Origin of the sequence: Arthrobacter sp. cf158 (assembly GCF_900106835.1) — a bacterium.
In the GTDB taxonomy this organism is placed as follows: Bacteria; Actinomycetota; Actinomycetes; order Actinomycetales; family Micrococcaceae; genus Arthrobacter.
The window spans coordinates 45,284-60,025 of record NZ_FNNR01000006.1 but is presented as its reverse complement, the minus strand read 5'-3'; the positions used below and the strand labels follow the sequence as shown (position 1 = coordinate 60,025).

Sequence of the window (14,742 nt, the reverse complement as noted above, 5' to 3'; positions counted from 1 at the left end):
CTCATTTTCCTAACGTGAGGTTGCCGGCTGCCTTGACGCGAACGCGCATGGCGTTTCCGGGAAGGTAGGGGATGGGGATGGCTTCCTGCTCGACAATCGTCACCGTGTCCGGGTTGGCGCCGGCAGCGACGGCGCGGTCAACAGCCTCCTGCCGCGCGGATTCCAGGGCACGTTTCTGATCTCCGTCGGCAATGGAGGACACTCGATCCACCTCGCCGCTGATCTGGGCAATGGCGGCGCCGTAAGCGTTGGCGACGTCGAAGTTTTCGGGGCGGTGGATGGTGCCCAAGCCGTCCAGTTTCTCGGCCAGCAGGATGGAGCCGCCGCCGACGGCCACCACCGGAAGTTCCGCGGACGAGGTCCGGATCCGATCGGCGATGTCCGCGATGGTCCTGTCGATCTGTTCCAGGGCTGACCGGACCACGGCGTCACTGACATGGCTCACCAAAGATGCGTCTCCGACGTCGGCCCTTCCGCTGCGGACGGCGATGTCAGTGGCCGTCAGGACTGACCCGCCAAAGACCAGCGACTCTTCGGTGAGGCGGTAGCCTACCGAATCCGGGCCCACGGTTCCCTGATCAGTCCGCATGCGGGAACCGCCACCCAGCCCGGCGGAGAGGACATCAGGCATCCGGAAGTTGGTGCGGAGCCCCGCCAAGCGGACGTGGGTGCTGGACTCGCGGGGGAAACCATTCACCAGGACCCCGACGTCCGTGGTGGTGCCGCCGATGTCCACGATCAGGCAGTCGGAGAAACCGGAGAGCGCCGCTGCTCCGCGCATGGAGTTGGTGGGACCTGATGCGAACGTGGCCACCGGGTAACGGCGGGTGTATTCGATGTCCATGAGGGTGCCGTCGTTCTGGCTGACGTAGAGCGGCGCGGTGATGCCCTGCTCCAGCACAGCCTTGGCGAGGCCGTCAACAATCCGGTTCGCCATTTCAGCGAGGGAAGCGTTGACGATGGTTGCGTTCTCGCGCTCCAGGAGGCCCACCCTGCCGATTTCGTGTGAGAGGGAGACAGGGAATTCGGGGCCGAGTTCTTCCCGGAGGATGGCCAATGTGCGCTGCTCGAATTCATCATTGACGGGCGAGAAGACGCTGGATACCGCTACTGATCGGATGCCGTGTGCGGCGATGTCAGCTGCGTGGCGCCTTATCTCGTCGGGATCGAAGGGGCTGATGGGGCGGCCATCGAACTCGTGGCCCCCATGGGCCAGGTAGGCGCGGCCCTTGACTGCGTTGGTGAGGGTGCCGGGCCAATCCGTGAACGGCGGCAGGGAAGCGGTGGCGGGAAGTCCCAGCCGGATGGCAGCTGTCGGGCAGAGGTCACGCGCCTCAATGAGGGCGTTGATGAAGTGCGTGGTTCCGATCATCACGCCGCGTATATGGTCCGGGCTGAAGCCGTTCAGTTCCTTCAGTGCGGTGAGGACCTGGGTGATGCCGCTGGTGACGTCCCTGGTGGTGGGGACTTTGGTGGAGGCGAGTACCTGCGCGCCATCCAGCAGCACGGCGTCAGTGTTGGTTCCGCCGACGTCAATGCCGATTCTCAGGCTGCTCATGGTGTGGTTACCGATTCTTCCTGTGTGGTGGTTTCACTGGTGGGGTGGTTGTCGCCGTAGGACCGCAACAGGTTCAGCTTGCCGGCGACGATGTAGAGGATGAACGCCGCGGCGAGCGAGGTGAAGGCCGGGAGTCCGAAGGTGACGAAGTAGCCCAATGCCGCAGAGATCGCCCAGATGACAAACGTGGCGGGGATCCAGTTGGGTGATTCAGCCGGCGGGAGCCCTGAATCGCGGCTCGCTTCCAGCAACGGCCGCCACTTCCTGATGACGAAGTATTCAGCCATGATGATGCCGGCTACCGGCGGGAAGACGACGCCCAGCACCATAAGGATGTCGATGAATCTGTCCAGGATGCCAATGGCCGCGAGGACACTTCCGAATACGCCCAGCAGCAGCGTCACGTGCCCACGGTTCAGGCGCTTGTTCATGGCGCTGTTGAAGAAGGACACAACGCCCAGCCCGGCACTGTAGAGGTTCCAGTCGTTGATCTTGGACGTGCCCAGGACGATGATCAGGATGCCCACCCAGCCCACGGAGGAGAAGATGATCTGGGTGACGTCCGCCGTCTTTACTGCGTGGGCCAGCAGGACGCCGATCATGCCGATGCTGTAGTTGCCGAGGGTCATGCCGACGACGGTCTGCTTGACGACGTCCCCGGCGCTCCTGTTGTAGCGGGTCATGTCGGGCGTAATGACTGCCCCAAGAACGGCGCTTCCAGCAACGATGGTGGTAGCGGTGACAAAGTCCAGCTGCGGGCCCGGTGGGGCATCGTTGATGAGCTGGCTGATGGAGTGGTTGCTCAGCTCGGCCCATGCGGCCCAGGCGATCAGGATCATGAAAAGTGGCACCGTGATGTTGGCCAACCACTGCATTGATTCGAAGCCGCGGACCACGATCAGCGTGACCACCAGGCCAAAGACGAGCGACCAAGCCCAGGTGGGAATTTCAGGGACAATTTGGTTCAGTCCGGCGCCGGAAATCCCTGACTGGATACCGAACCAACCGATGAGGCTGATGCAGATGGCAAGGCCCAGGACCGATGCCCCGCCGCGGCCGAATCCGGTCCAGCGGGCCAGCATGGAGGTGGTGAGGCCTTGGCGCATGCCGGCGATGCCGACAAAAATCATGAGGGCTTCGACGATCAATGCGCCTACCGTGAAGGCCCAGAAGGCGTCCCAGAAGGTCATGCCGAAGCCAAAGGTTGCCCCGAGAAGAAATTGGCTCAGGTCAGAAGTCTGGCCAAAGCGTTGGACTGCGATGCCGAACCAGTGCTTCCGCTTCGTTGCGGGAACTCTGGTGATGGGGTAGTCATCGTGCCCTGTGTCGGAGGTGGACATGACATACATTCCTTTCGAGTGATTCACTTCACAGTATCTGTGGGTCACTCGAAGGTCATTGGGCAATGTGCAGTGATGGGCTGCCCCGGGTATGCGAAGTGCACACTCACCCCGGGTCCGCGGAGTTGACGCCTAGTCCGCTCGCGTCACTGACCCAGCCACCCGCCGTCGTACGCTCTCGCGGGAGTCAACCATCTGCGCACCTGTCAGGACGCCCGAAAGTCCTCGCGACTTTGTAAGGGGGACTGCCACGAAGGCCGCCAACAAGAGCAGGCCTGCCAGTGGTCCAAACGCCGTTGACGGCAGCTGGGCGCCAAAGAACGACAACACCATGTAGAGGCCGCCCGTGACGCTCGCCCGGAGCAAGGCCCGACGCCGGGTGGCCGGCCACTGCGGTTGCAGCCACACGGCTCGCTGGCCGAGGGACGCTCCCGAGCCGACGAGTGCCGGCAGATAGAACACCAGGAACCCGGGCACTAGGTGCATGAGGAGGAGCGAGATGGAGTCGTCTGCATCCGGGAGGTTCGCGCCAACGGCGAGAAGCACAACCCGGTAGACCACAACGAACCCGAAGCCAAGGAAGCCCAGCGAAACGTAATCGATGATCATGCCCAGCCACCGCCGCCATACCGTGACGGGGCGGCTCTGGCCGCGGGCTGCGCGGAGTTCCCGTCGTTGCGGCATGAACCAGAGCACCAGGGGCGCCGTGAGCGCACCGATCAGGGCGCCGAGGGTGTTGGTGATGAGGTCGTCGACGTCGGCCAGGCGGTAGGCGCAGTCGTAGATACCCCACAGTCCGGTAAACTGTGTGGCCTCGATGAGCCCCGAGGCCACAGCGCCGGTGAGGGTTGAAACGGCAATGTTCCACGAAAGGTAGCGCCGCGCGATCACGCCCCACGGAATGAACAGCACCACGTTGAACACAACCTGCAGCGTGGCGCGGCTGGTCAGTGTCCCCGTGAACCCAAGGCCTGACGTTTCGCGGTGGATGTCGTCCAGGAACTGAAGCGGAAGAGCTTGGAACGTGCTGCCGCCCGGCCCGCATTTCAACAGGGTGGGGTCCGGCAGCGGCAGCAAGGTGTACGCCACCAGCGCTACGCCGTAAACACTGAGCCCTGCAGCGCCCAGGAACCGCCGCCACGTGAAACGGCCGTACATCCTGTACTGGATCGCCACAATCGGCACCATGAACACGCCAAAGAGGATCACCCCTCCCAGCACACCCACGTACGCCGGCCACACCCATTCCCCCATGATTCCCTTTCACGCGCTCACTCCATGCTTTCAGGATGGGGCGTTCAATTCCTCCGTCTGCATGGTGATGTTGCTCGCGGCAGGCTGGTACCGGGGGTGGAGTTTGGCGTAACGAATCGGCGTCTGCCGGCACATGAAGGACGTGGGTAAATCGATGTGGGAGGTGGCTTGGGCGCACCCTGATCGGACGAGGTTAGGCGGATCCCGCCGTCGTCGACGCTTTCCGGGCTATCAGCGCGATTCCGGCCGCAGACGCGAGGAAGATGGCACCCAGGATGCACCATCCGATAGAGCCATGCTCGACGACCGTGGCGGTGACCACGAGCGGTGCCAGCATGGCTCCGAGCGAGAATCCCATACCGAACATGCCCTGGTAGGCGCCTGCCCGGCGGGGGTCGGCGAGCTCGAAGCTCAGTCCCCACGTACCGGCTTGCGAGAGGATTTCGGCGAATGCATGCAGCAGGGCCGCTCCGCACAGAAGGGCAATGGCGGCGATGACCGGCATGCCGCCTGCCATCGCGTACAAAGCGCAGGCCACAGCCATGAGCACGCCGCTTCGCATCACGATCTTGCCGGCGCGGCGGGGGTGGTCGGTGCCGCGGGAGAACGGGACTTGCAAGAGGATGACGCACGCGGTGTTGATGACCATAACCACCGAAATGAGGACGTCGGGGGCAGTGGTGTCCTGGGCGATCCACAAGGGGACACCCATCTCAGCCAGCCCGAATTGCATGCCGAAAACGCCGGCCAGGACCGTCAAAAGCACGTAACGACCGTCGCGAAAAGGTGAGATGCCCTGATTCGGGCCGGTGTTGCCGGCGTCGCGGCGGGGTGCGTCCACCCGCGATGGGAGGCTGAGGAGGCGGAGAGCGCTGAGGACATAGATAGCGCCGGCGCCGATCATCAATCCGCGGTAGGCCTCGGCTGTTCCCGCCAGCAACGCCAAGCCCGCCACCATGCCACCCGCCGCGATACCGACGTTGGTGATGGTGCGGAGGACTGCCCTCGTATTGACGCGGTTTGGACCATCAAAGGCCCGCGCGATGATTGCCGACCGCGTCGAATTGGCCGCACGGTTCACGCCAACCGCAATACACGCTATAAGAAGGGCGGCGCTGAAATTTCCTGCGAACGGATACGCCATGATCGCCAGACCCTCGACGGCGGCCAGCCCGGCCAGGAGTCGACGTGCTGAAAAGCGATCTGCCAGCCTGCCGCCGATGTACGACGTTGCGACGCCTACGCCACTTGAGACGGACAGAATCACGGCGATCTCGGAGGCGCTCAGGCCTACGAAGTGGGTGAAGTACAGGACTGTGAGCGTCAGGAAGATTCCGCGACCCACCGTAGCGACCAAGGTGGCGGAGGCGAGGATCCTGAGCACCGGATCCTCGAGCGCGGTGCGGAATGTGTGCTTTGGGTTGGGGGGAGCTTGCGCTTTCGGCGTGGCAGGGACGGTATTTGCGGGGGATTCACTCACAGATACAGTTCTGTCACGGGTGTTCCGGGCGCGGTATTGATGTAGCGTTGTGCTTCATGCTGAGGTACGAGCTCTCCGATGCCGATCTGGGTGGCGTGCGCTTCGGCATCTCCCCGTTGTGCGAACTTGGCCTATCCCTGAGGGCTATTCGCGATCCAAGCCGATACCCGCTGCAAGTCCCTTGGTTGCGAAGAACCGAGGACGCCCGGTCCCGTCTCAACCTGGAGGGCTTGCTGGCGCTGGTGGATGAGCGACATTGGACGCCGGATTTCCTGAACCCCCGGCCGTCGTCCCCTTTGACCCGGATCGATGATGAGTTTGCAGCTCTGTCAGTGATCCCGGCGGAGCAGTTCCACTCGGATTTGATGAGTGTTCACGGCGTCATCCCTGCTTTCTATGCAGGTCCAGCCCGTCCGGCCATTCGGCGCATGGTGGGTGTCCTTGAAGACTTCTGGGACTCATGCTTCGCGCCGCATTGGCTGCGCATGAGGACCATCCTGGAAGCTGACATTGTGTATCGAGGCCGTCAGATTGCACAAAGTGGCCTGTTCGCGATGCTCAACGACTTGTCAGCTACCGCAGATTTTGATGGACATGCGCTTTCCATCCGGCTCCAAACTCCTGTTTCCCGGACCGAGCAGACCGATGGCCTGGGTCTGACATTGGTCCCCACCATGTTCACCCGCCGGGCCTCGGCGCCCGTGAGCGCGGGGATGCCGCCCATGCTGATGTATCCCGCGCGTGGCCAGGGGGCCATGTGGGAAACGGAGCGGGTCGCCAACCCCGCTGCCATTGTTGCGGTACTGGGTGAAGTCAGGACCAGCCTGCTGACGGCGTTGGCCGCTCCCGCCTCGTCCACCGAGCTCGGAGTTCGCTTTGGTGTTACAACTTCCGCTGTGAACCAGCACCTCAGGGTGCTCCGGGACGCCGGGCTGGTCACATCAACGCGCTACGGCCGGAGTGTGCTCTATTTCAGGAGTGAATTGGGCTCGGTGCTGCTGCTGGGCTGACCGCACAGGCGAGGTTCCGGCGCAAGCCGGGTACCCGTCGTCGTACGTTTCAGTCTTTGCGCACGCTGTACGTGGTCACCACGTTGCCCTTGCTGGTGGCGTACTGGTCCTCCAGTGCGAGCCGGTTCAGCGGGTCGCCGTCCTCAAAGAGCCGCCGTCCGCTGCCGGCCACCACCGGGTGGGTCATCAGGGTCAGCTCGTCGAGTACGCCCGCGAACAGTAACTGGCGGACCAGGGAGATGCTGCCGCAGACGGCGATCTCGCCATCTTCGCGGTTCTTCAGCCCGGCGACGAACTGCTCCACATCGCCCTCTATCAAGTGCGAGTTCTCCCATTCGAGAGGCCCGGTCAGGGTGCGGGAGGCGACGAACTTCTCCACCGGATTGATGAAGGCCGCAAAGTCCTCGTCCCGTGAAGCATTCGGCCAGTATCCGGCCCACTCCTGGTAGCTGACGCGCCCCAGCACCACGGTATCCACCGTGTTGATCATCTTCGTCAGGCCTTTGCCGAGTTCGTCGTCGAAGCTGTCGAACTGGAATTTGAAGGGGTCCTGCACCACCCCGTCAACGGAGTGGAACAGTCCGGCGGTGACTTTGCGCATGGGTTCTCCTGTTAGGCGGCGCGGCTGGTTGTTTGGAGTTCGCGGGACGGCAAGGCCGTCACATTGGTGTTCCGGAGGCGGACAGGGACCTCGTGAAGCTCGGCGAAAACCTGGAGCTGTTGCAGCGCGTCGGCATCAACGGTGGCTTCGGTCAGGTCCATTTCGACGCCGAGACCGCCGCCCAGGCTCCTGGTGCGTTGCACTACCGGGTAGAGGCCCTGGAGACTCAGTGTGGTGACGCGACCGGTCGCGGCGATCTGGATCTGTTCGCCGTCCACGTCGACGCGAACAACTACGGAGAGCTTGTCGCTGGACAATGTATTGCCTTTCATCAGGTTGCTGCCACGCTGCAGCGTCCCCCAGCGTACGTACCTGATGTGACCTACGCAACATTGCGACGTTGTGACTGAGGCGAGTGCCGCCGTCGTACTTCACAAGAAGTACGACGGCGGCACTCGGCTTTTGGTGCTGCGCTGTGGAGGGCTAGGCGGTCTGGCCGGCGTGCTGGCCCTCGGAGATTTCCTCCACGAGCTTGTTGTTGAAGGCCGGGAGATCGTCCGGGTTTCGGCTGGTGACCAAGCCCTGATCGCACACCACTTCCTCATCGGTCCAGTTGGCGCCTGCGTTCTTCAGGTCCGATTGGAGCGTGTGATACGAGGTGACGTTGCGGCCCTTGATCACGCCGGCGTCGATGAAGATCCACGGGCCATGGCAGATCGAGGCCACGGGTTTGTGCTGTTCGAAGAAAGCGCGTGTGAAGTTCTGGGCGTCCTTGTCCACGCGGAGGTTGTCCGCGTTCACCACGCCGCCCGGGAGAACCAGTGCGTCGAAGTCGGAGGCGTTGGCGTCTGCTGCTGCCAGGTCGACGTCGAAGGTGTCGCCCTTCTCAACGCCGTTGAAGCCTTGGAGTTTTCCCTTGGATAGAGCCACCAGGGTGGGCTCGCCGCCAGCGTCCTTGACGGCCTGCCACGGGCTGGTGAGTTCAACCTGCTCCACGCCGTCTGTCAGCAGAAATGCGACCTTCTTGCCTGCGATGTTGTGTTCTGACATTGTTCCTCCTCGTTGCGCAGCGGGGTGCCTTGTGGGCGTGAGCCGCCGCTGTGAGAGTTGTTTGTCTGACCTGTTCCAGCCTAGGGAACGTCGCTTTAGTAAGCAAGCTGACTAATTCTGCCTGGGTGCTGCCTTGATTGAATAATGATCGAATATCGATAGAATCTCATTGTTGCTCGATAAAGGAGATCTCTTGGGAAAGTTGACGATCCTCGCGCTGCGAGCGGTGATTGCGATGGTGCTCGCCGGTTCGTTGTTCGTGCAGGTGTGGATGGTGCCGTTGTTCTCAGCTGATCTGGTGGAGGCCGGCGCCTCCGACGGCCCCCGGATTGCGCTGCTGGTGATCATCGTTCTGGGCATCCTGTGCGTGCAGGTGGTTGCGGTCTGCGTGTGGCGGCTGCTGACCATGGTGCGCCGCGGGACAGTGTTCTCGCACGGGGCTTTTCGGTTTGTGGACGTCATTTTCGGGGCTGTTTCTGTTGCCGCGCTGCTCATGTTTGCGATCGCTGTCCTGCTGGCCCCGGGTGGGATTGCGCCAGGTATTGTGCTGCTCATCTGCGGTGCTGCGTTGATGATCGGAGGCGTGGCGCTTCTTGTGCTGGTCATGCGGACGCTGCTTGCCCAGGCTGTGGCGCGCGATACCGAGGCCGCGGGTCTCCGCGCCGAACTCGATGAGGTGATCTGATGCCGATCATCGTGGACATCGATGTCATGCTGGCCAAGCGCAAGATGCCCGTGGGCGTGCTCGCGGAGCGGGTGGGTATTACGCCGGCCAACTTGGCTGTTTTGAAGAACGGGCGGGCGAAGGCGGTGCGGTTTACTACTTTGGAAGCACTGTGCGATGTGCTGGAGTGCCAGCCGGGGGATTTGCTGCGGTGGGAAGCCGGTTCGGCTTTGGAAACTGACGACGTCGGTGCACGGCCGGTGGTGCGGGAAGGCCGCGGATCGTAGTACCCGCGGCCTGCCTTATGCCTGCCGGATAGTAGGCTTTGCTGAATGACGTGGGGGCGCCGGTTCCTCCCGCACTCCCGAAGGAATCGTCGAATGAACTTCTCCATGTCCCGCTGCTCAGGTGGCCTGAAAACCGCGGCTGTAGTGCTCGTCACCGTGATGCTCGCAGCGTCGGGGGCGGGGGCGGCCACCGCGTCCGAAGAATCGCCCGCAGCCCAGAACGACCACGCCATGGGATCGACCCTTCGTGGTCATGAAAGTGCAGACCAGAAGTTGTTCTCCATCCAAGGCACAGAATCGGCTTTAGCAGTGCCGTCCGGCGTGCGCGGAATGGATGTCAGCAGCCACCAAGGCGTGGTGGACTGGACCAAGGCCGCCGCCAATGGCGCCAAATTTGCGTACGTGAAGGCCAGCGAGGGGACCGCCTACCGCAATCCCTACTTCCAGGCCCAATACTCGGGGGCTGCTTCTGCCGGCATGCTTCACGGCGCCTACCATTTCGCCCTTCCCAATGCGTCGTCCGGTGCAGCGCAAGCCAACTACTTCCTCCAGAGCGGTGCAGCCTGGACGCCGGACGGGAAAACGCTGCCTGCCCTGCTGGACCTGGAATACAGCCCCTATGGCGACGGCGCCTGCTATGGAATGACCCCGGGCCAGATGGTTTCGTGGATCTCCGACTTCGCCACCACTATCTTGTCGCGAACCGGCCGCCTCCCCGCCATCTACACCACCACCGACTGGTGGAATACGTGCACCGGTAAGGCAGACGGCTTTGGGAACCACCCGCTGCATATCGCCAGGTGGGCGTCGACGCCCGGTGCCCTGCCAGCCGCTTGGAAAAACTACACCCTGTGGCAGCATGCCGAGTCCGGCGTGTTCCCGGGGGACCAGAACGTCTTCAGGGGCTCCCTCGCCGATCTGACCGCCTTTGCCAAGAACCCGGGACCCATCTTCTCTGATATTTCCGGCGGCCAATTCACTGCCGAAGTCAACTGGCTCGGGTCCCGCGGCATTTCAACAGGATGGACCGAGGCCAACGGTGCCAGGACCTACCGACCTCTTGCCCCTGTTGCCCGTGATGCGATGGCCGCGTTCATGTACCGTTTGGCCGGCTCTCCCGCTTTCACCGCTCCCGCGAAGTCGCCGTTTGCCGATGTTGCCACGAACAACCCGTTCTACAAGCAGATCACGTGGCTTGCCAGCAAGGGCATCAGTACGGGGTGGGCCGAGGCTAACGGGACAAAGACCTACCGGCCGCTTGAACCCGTAGCCCGTGATGCGATGGCCGCGTTCATGTACCGTTTGGCCGGCTCTCCCGCTTTCACCGCTCCCGCGAAGTCGCCGTTTGCCGATGTTGCCACGAATAACCCGTTCTACAAACAGATCACCTGGCTCGCGAGCAGCGGCATCAGTACCGGGTGGGCCGAGGCTAACGGGACAAAGACCTACCGGCCCCTTGAGCCGGTTGCCCGTGACGCCATGGCCGCGTTTATGAGCCGGTTCGACACTAAGTTCGGGAGCTAGCGGGTCCCGTCATTCGTGACCTCAGCTCGTGAGGGATCCCGAAAGCCGTCAACCTGCCTGGCCACCCGAATGAGCGAATACCCGGCGTCAAGGTGGAGACGGAGCGCACGCTCCGTCTCCAGTAAGTCCATGGCTGTCTCCAGGAAATTCCACGTTCCGCCATGAGCTCCGCTGCCCCTACTTCCCCTTCTTCCCGCCCCTCTTCGCCGCAGCGTTCATCGCCGACTTCACCGCAGGCGGCAGCCCCGCCGTCTCGGTCTCCGGCTCGGCGACGGTCCCGCGCCAACGGGCCAGCCCCTTCATGCCGTGGTAGATCACCAGCGCAGCAGCGGAACCAAGGGCGATGCCCGTGAACTTCAGCTCGCCAATGGTCCAGGTGTAGTCCGCGATGCCGATGATCAAAGCCACGGCGGCTGTGGTCAGGTTGATCGGGTTGGAGAAGTTGACCTTGTTCTGAACCCAGATCTTCACGCCGAGGACGCCGATCATGCCGTAGAGCATGGTCGCTGCACCGCCGAGGACGCCCGGCGGGACGGTGGCGATCAATTCGCCGAATTTCGGGGAGAAGCTCAGCAGGATGGCGAAGATACCGGCCACCCAGTAGGCCGCCGTCGAGTAGACCTTGGTGGCGGCCATGACGCCGATGTTCTCTGCGTACGTCGTTGTACCTGAACCGCCGCCAAACCCGGCAAGTACCGTCGCGGCGCCGTCGGCCATCAGCGCCCGGCCGGAGACGCCGTCGAGGTTCTGGCCCGTCATTGCCGCTACCGACTTCACGTGCCCAACGTTCTCAGCAACCAACACCAGCACCACGGGCACGAACAGGCCCACCACGCCGATGTGGAATTCGGGTGTCTGGAACAGCGGCAAGCCGACCCACGCGGCCGCGTCCATCTTTTCGTAGGAGACCTCGCCGCGCATCATCGCCACGAGGTACCCCACCACGACGCCCACCAGGATGCTCAGTCGGCCAAGGATCCCCCTGAACAGAACAGAAACCAGGATGATCGTGACCAGGGTGATGAGCGCGGTAACGGGTGCCAGGTCAAAGTTGTTCTTCGCGGCGGGTGCCAGGTTCAGGCCGATCAGTGCCACGATTGCGCCGGTGACGATCGGCGGCATGAGACGGTTGATCCATTCGGCGCCGAACTTCTGGACGATCGCACCAATAAGCGCCAGTACGACGCCGGCAAGCACCACGCCGCCCAAGGCGCCACTCACGCCGTACTGCTGCTGGGACGCCATGATCGGGGCGATGAACGCGAAGCTCGATCCAAGGTAGCTGGGTACGCGACCCTTGGTGATGACGAGGAACAGCAGTGTGCCGATGCCTGAGAAGAACAGGGTGGTGGCTGGCGGCATGCCCGTGATAATGGGGACCAGGAAGGTGGCGCCGAACATCGCAACCACGTGCTGCATGCCGATGCCGATGGTCAGGGGCCATGCCAGCCGCTCGTCGGGTGCCACCACGTGGCCGGGGCGAATGGACTTGCCGTTGCCGTGGAGCTTCCATTTCATGCCGAGCATGCTCATGGCGGGCCTTCCTCAGAAGAGTGTTGGGATTCGGTGCAACATTACCGCCATTGCGGGGCCCGCTCTACGCGCCTCGCGCGCTTGGAAGCGCGCAAAACGGGCCTCACAACGCAAGGAAACGACACGCGGAGTCACGCTGTGTGCTCAACGTCACGGGCCGTCACGGGAAGAGGACAAGGGAACTTGAAGTTGCAACCATGGAAAGCAGAAGTGCCCGGCCGACTCAGGGCCAGGGCCCAGCGAAAGGTTTACGAATGACGATCGCCCACGAAGAAGCAGTCATTGACGCCGCAGCAGTCGACGCCATTTTTGCCGAAGCCCGTACTGCCAACAGCTTCGCCGGTGAGGTCACCGACGAGCAAGCCCGTGCCATCTACGAGCTCACCAAGTTCGGTCCCACCGCCTTCAACTCCCAGCCGCTCCGCGTGACCTACGTCCGCTCGGACGAGGCCCGCGCCAAGCTGGTGGACACCCTCTCCAACGGCAACAAGGCCAAGACCGCCTCCGCTCCGCTGGTGGCCATCCTCTCGTACGACACCGACTGGCAGGGCCAGTGGGACAAGTTCCTGCCCGCCTACGGCGCGCCCAAGGCAATGTACGACGCCGATCCCGCTTTCGCCGCTGCTACGGGCAACAACAACGCTCATTTGCAGGCCGGCTACTTCATCCTGGCCGTGCGCTCCCTCGGATTCGCTGCTGGCCCGATGACCGGCGCCGACTTCTCCGCCATCGACGCAGAGTTCTTCCCGGCCGGCGACCAGAAGAGCTTCCTGGTGGTCAACATCGGCCAGCCCGGCCCGGACGCCTGGGGCGAAGCCAAGCCGAAGTTCGCTTACGACGACGTTGTTCGCACCGTCTAAGTTCTCACAGAAGAAACGCCCGCTCACACGAATGTGAGCGGGCGTTTCTGTGTTGTCGGTGCCTACACCGCGGCCAAGCGGTTTACGAGGCTTCGTCGAAGTCGTCGATTCCGGCAACTTCGGCATTCCGGCGCCGTTGCACCCGGGAGGGAACCACCAGTGCTGCCAGGAGCGCCAGCACGCCAACCCCTGCGGAGACCCAGAATCCAATGGTGAACGCATCATCGGAGGGGGCACCTTGCGGTGTGACGTTGGAGGAGATCAGCGCGGCGATGACGGCCGTGCCGATGCTGCTGCCAATGGTGCGCAGCACGGTGTTGGCGCTGATGGCCTCGCCGGTCTGCGTTGCGGGCACACTCTCGACGATCGCGTTGGAGGTCGCGGCGAGGGCCATCCCGATGCCGATGCCGGTGAGAATGCCGGAGACCACGATCTGCCATTCTTCGCCGTGTCCCAGTGCGGGAATGACGAAGGCGATAGTGACGGCCACGGCGCCAAGGATCATGGGGATCTTGGGTCCCACCTTGCGGATCAGTGCGCCGGCGATGACGCCGGAGATCACCATGGCAACGACGGTCGGCAGCAGGTAGATGCCGGCTTCGCTCACGGTTTTGCCAAAGCCGTAGCCGAGGACTGTGGGCAGCTGAAGGATGGTGGGGACCAGTACAAACGTGCCGAACATCGCGAAACCGAACGCCAGTGCAACGATGTGCGCGGTCCATACGCCGCGGTTGCGGAACAGCCGTACGTCAATCAGCGGCTCGGCAACACGCAGTTCCACCAACACGAACGCGATGAGTGCCACGCCGCCCCCGATGAGGAGGCTGATGGTCTTGCCGTCACCCCAACCCCACGTCTGGCCTTCGCTGATCGCGAGCAGTACGGCAACCAGGCCCACCGAGAGGATCCCGGTGCCCAGGATGTCGAGCTTGCCGGGAGTTTTCACCGGGGACTCGGGCATTCCGAAGATGGCGCCGAGGAGGGCGATGAGCACGAGTCCGGCAGGCAGCCAGAACAGCCAGTGCCAGGACAGGGCCTCGACAATCGGTCCAGCTGCAACGATTCCAACACCGGCACCGATGCCGAAGATGGCGGACAGCAATCCGATGGTGACGCTGACCCGTTCCTTCGGGAGCTCATCGCGAACGATGCCGATGGACAGTGGCATCACCGCACCCGCCGCACCTTGGAGTACGCGGCCGATGATCAAGACAGTCAGGTTCGGCGCCAGGGCTGCGAGAACTGTGCCCACCAGGAGAAGTGACAGCACCACGATCAGGACTTTTCGCTTGCCCACCATGTCGCCCAGTCGTCCCAGGATCGGAGTCAGGACCGAAGCGGAGAGCAGGTAGGCCGTGAGCACCCAGCTGGCGTCGCTCGTTGCGACGCCGAGATCCTTGCCGATGGTGCCAAGGGCCGGCGCGACGAGCGACTGCAGGACGGCGAAGGACAGGCCGCCCAAGGAGAGATAGGCGATGATCGCGGTGCCCCGTTTGCGGTGAGCCTCCTGACCCGGTGCCGGCGCGCTTTGAGGGCGCTCGATGGTGCTGGACATGATTCTCCTCGGGATGTAAACGATTG

The 14,742-nt window shown here is 63.2% G+C and carries 14 protein-coding genes; 5 read left to right on the top strand and 9 right to left on the bottom strand.

The features are described from left to right. Window position 1: 1 nt before the first annotated feature. The 4 genes from BLW08_RS13200 to BLW08_RS13185 form a co-directional block, all read right to left on the bottom strand. Complete coding sequence (locus BLW08_RS13200; RefSeq protein WP_091325991.1) at window positions 2-1,549, bottom strand: hydantoinase/oxoprolinase N-terminal domain-containing protein; 1,548 nt, start codon at window positions 1,547-1,549, stop codon at window positions 2-4. A 5-nt stretch (window positions 1,550-1,554) separates the two neighbouring features. Further along, window positions 1,555-2,898 (bottom strand): purine-cytosine permease family protein, encoded by a 1,344-nt coding sequence (locus tag BLW08_RS13195; protein WP_091325642.1) that lies wholly within the window; start codon window positions 2,896-2,898, stop codon window positions 1,555-1,557. 132 nt (window positions 2,899-3,030) lie between these two features. Further along, window positions 3,031-4,152, bottom strand: a complete 1,122-nt coding sequence (locus BLW08_RS13190; protein WP_091325641.1) for a VanZ family protein — start codon at window positions 4,150-4,152, stop codon at window positions 3,031-3,033. Window positions 4,153-4,345: 193 nt separating this feature from the next. Then, window positions 4,346-5,632, bottom strand: coding sequence for an MFS transporter (locus tag BLW08_RS13185; protein WP_091325640.1), 1,287 nt, complete (start codon window positions 5,630-5,632; stop codon window positions 4,346-4,348). A gap of 56 nt (window positions 5,633-5,688) precedes the next feature. Here BLW08_RS13185 and BLW08_RS13180 point away from each other — a divergent pair, with 56 nt between their 5' ends. Further along, a complete protein-coding gene (locus BLW08_RS13180; RefSeq protein WP_091325638.1) occupies window positions 5,689-6,642 on the top strand; it encodes an ArsR/SmtB family transcription factor in 954 nt (317 codons plus the stop codon). A 49-nt stretch (window positions 6,643-6,691) separates the two neighbouring features. Here BLW08_RS13180 and BLW08_RS13175 read toward each other — a convergent pair whose 3' ends face one another. The 3 genes from BLW08_RS13175 to BLW08_RS13165 form a co-directional block, all read right to left on the bottom strand. Continuing rightward, on the bottom strand, window positions 6,692-7,243 hold the full coding sequence (locus tag BLW08_RS13175; protein WP_091325637.1) for a dihydrofolate reductase family protein: 552 nt from the start codon (window positions 7,241-7,243) through the stop codon (window positions 6,692-6,694). An 11-nt stretch (window positions 7,244-7,254) separates the two neighbouring features. Then, on the bottom strand, window positions 7,255-7,575 hold the full coding sequence (locus BLW08_RS13170; protein WP_090822290.1) for a hypothetical protein: 321 nt from the start codon (window positions 7,573-7,575) through the stop codon (window positions 7,255-7,257). Window positions 7,576-7,726: 151 nt separating this feature from the next. Then, window positions 7,727-8,293, bottom strand: a complete 567-nt coding sequence (locus tag BLW08_RS13165; RefSeq protein WP_091325634.1) for a type 1 glutamine amidotransferase domain-containing protein — start codon at window positions 8,291-8,293, stop codon at window positions 7,727-7,729. Window positions 8,294-8,486: 193 nt separating this feature from the next. Here BLW08_RS13165 and BLW08_RS13160 point away from each other — a divergent pair, with 193 nt between their 5' ends. The 3 genes from BLW08_RS13160 to BLW08_RS13150 all read left to right on the top strand — a co-directional run bounded on the left by BLW08_RS13160 (window position 8,487) and on the right by BLW08_RS13150 (window position 10,768). Next, window positions 8,487-8,978, top strand: coding sequence for a DUF2975 domain-containing protein (locus BLW08_RS13160; protein ID WP_091325633.1), 492 nt, complete (start codon window positions 8,487-8,489; stop codon window positions 8,976-8,978). After that, the gene (locus BLW08_RS13155; protein ID WP_090822297.1) at window positions 8,978-9,244 is read left to right on the top strand and encodes a helix-turn-helix domain-containing protein; all 267 of its coding nucleotides are present in this window, start codon (window positions 8,978-8,980) and stop codon (window positions 9,242-9,244) included. Before BLW08_RS13160 ends, BLW08_RS13155 begins: the two co-directional genes overlap by 1 nt. A gap of 93 nt (window positions 9,245-9,337) precedes the next feature. After that, entirely contained in the window at window positions 9,338-10,768 is a 1,431-nt protein-coding gene (locus BLW08_RS13150) for a lysozyme (RefSeq protein WP_091325631.1), read from the top strand. A gap of 177 nt (window positions 10,769-10,945) precedes the next feature. Here BLW08_RS13150 and BLW08_RS13145 read toward each other — a convergent pair whose 3' ends face one another. Then, window positions 10,946-12,301, bottom strand: a complete 1,356-nt coding sequence (locus BLW08_RS13145; protein ID WP_090822301.1) for a uracil-xanthine permease family protein — start codon at window positions 12,299-12,301, stop codon at window positions 10,946-10,948. 254 nt (window positions 12,302-12,555) lie between these two features. Between BLW08_RS13145 and BLW08_RS13140 the strand changes: the two genes are divergently transcribed. Then, on the top strand, window positions 12,556-13,161 hold the full coding sequence (locus BLW08_RS13140) for a malonic semialdehyde reductase (RefSeq protein ID WP_091325629.1): 606 nt from the start codon (window positions 12,556-12,558) through the stop codon (window positions 13,159-13,161). 82 nt (window positions 13,162-13,243) lie between these two features. Here BLW08_RS13140 and BLW08_RS13135 read toward each other — a convergent pair whose 3' ends face one another. After that, the gene (locus BLW08_RS13135; protein ID WP_091325627.1) at window positions 13,244-14,716 is read right to left on the bottom strand and encodes an MFS transporter; all 1,473 of its coding nucleotides are present in this window, start codon (window positions 14,714-14,716) and stop codon (window positions 13,244-13,246) included. Window positions 14,717-14,742: the final 26 nt, after the last annotated feature.

What these genes read in the sequence shown, in the direction of transcription:
- BLW08_RS13170 (WP_090822290.1), bottom strand. Translation starts at nt 7,575, where the DNA reads ATGAAAGGCAATACATTGTCCAGCGACAAGCTCTCCGTAGTTGTTCGC.
- BLW08_RS13145 (WP_090822301.1), bottom strand. Translation starts at nt 12,301, where the DNA reads ATGAGCATGCTCGGCATGAAATGGAAGCTCCACGGCAACGGCAAGTCC.
- BLW08_RS13190 (WP_091325641.1), bottom strand. Translation starts at nt 4,152, where the DNA reads ATGGGGGAATGGGTGTGGCCGGCGTACGTGGGTGTGCTGGGAGGGGTG.
- BLW08_RS13135 (WP_091325627.1), bottom strand. Translation starts at nt 14,716, where the DNA reads ATGTCCAGCACCATCGAGCGCCCTCAAAGCGCGCCGGCACCGGGTCAG.
- BLW08_RS13155 (WP_090822297.1), top strand. Translation starts at nt 8,978, where the DNA reads ATGCCGATCATCGTGGACATCGATGTCATGCTGGCCAAGCGCAAGATG.
- BLW08_RS13140 (WP_091325629.1), top strand. Translation starts at nt 12,556, where the DNA reads ATGACGATCGCCCACGAAGAAGCAGTCATTGACGCCGCAGCAGTCGAC.
- BLW08_RS13175 (WP_091325637.1), bottom strand. Translation starts at nt 7,243, where the DNA reads ATGCGCAAAGTCACCGCCGGACTGTTCCACTCCGTTGACGGGGTGGTG.
- BLW08_RS13150 (WP_091325631.1), top strand. Translation starts at nt 9,338, where the DNA reads ATGAACTTCTCCATGTCCCGCTGCTCAGGTGGCCTGAAAACCGCGGCT.
- BLW08_RS13195 (WP_091325642.1), bottom strand. Translation starts at nt 2,898, where the DNA reads ATGTCCACCTCCGACACAGGGCACGATGACTACCCCATCACCAGAGTT.
- BLW08_RS13180 (WP_091325638.1), top strand. Translation starts at nt 5,689, where the DNA reads ATGCTGAGGTACGAGCTCTCCGATGCCGATCTGGGTGGCGTGCGCTTC.
- BLW08_RS13165 (WP_091325634.1), bottom strand. Translation starts at nt 8,293, where the DNA reads ATGTCAGAACACAACATCGCAGGCAAGAAGGTCGCATTTCTGCTGACA.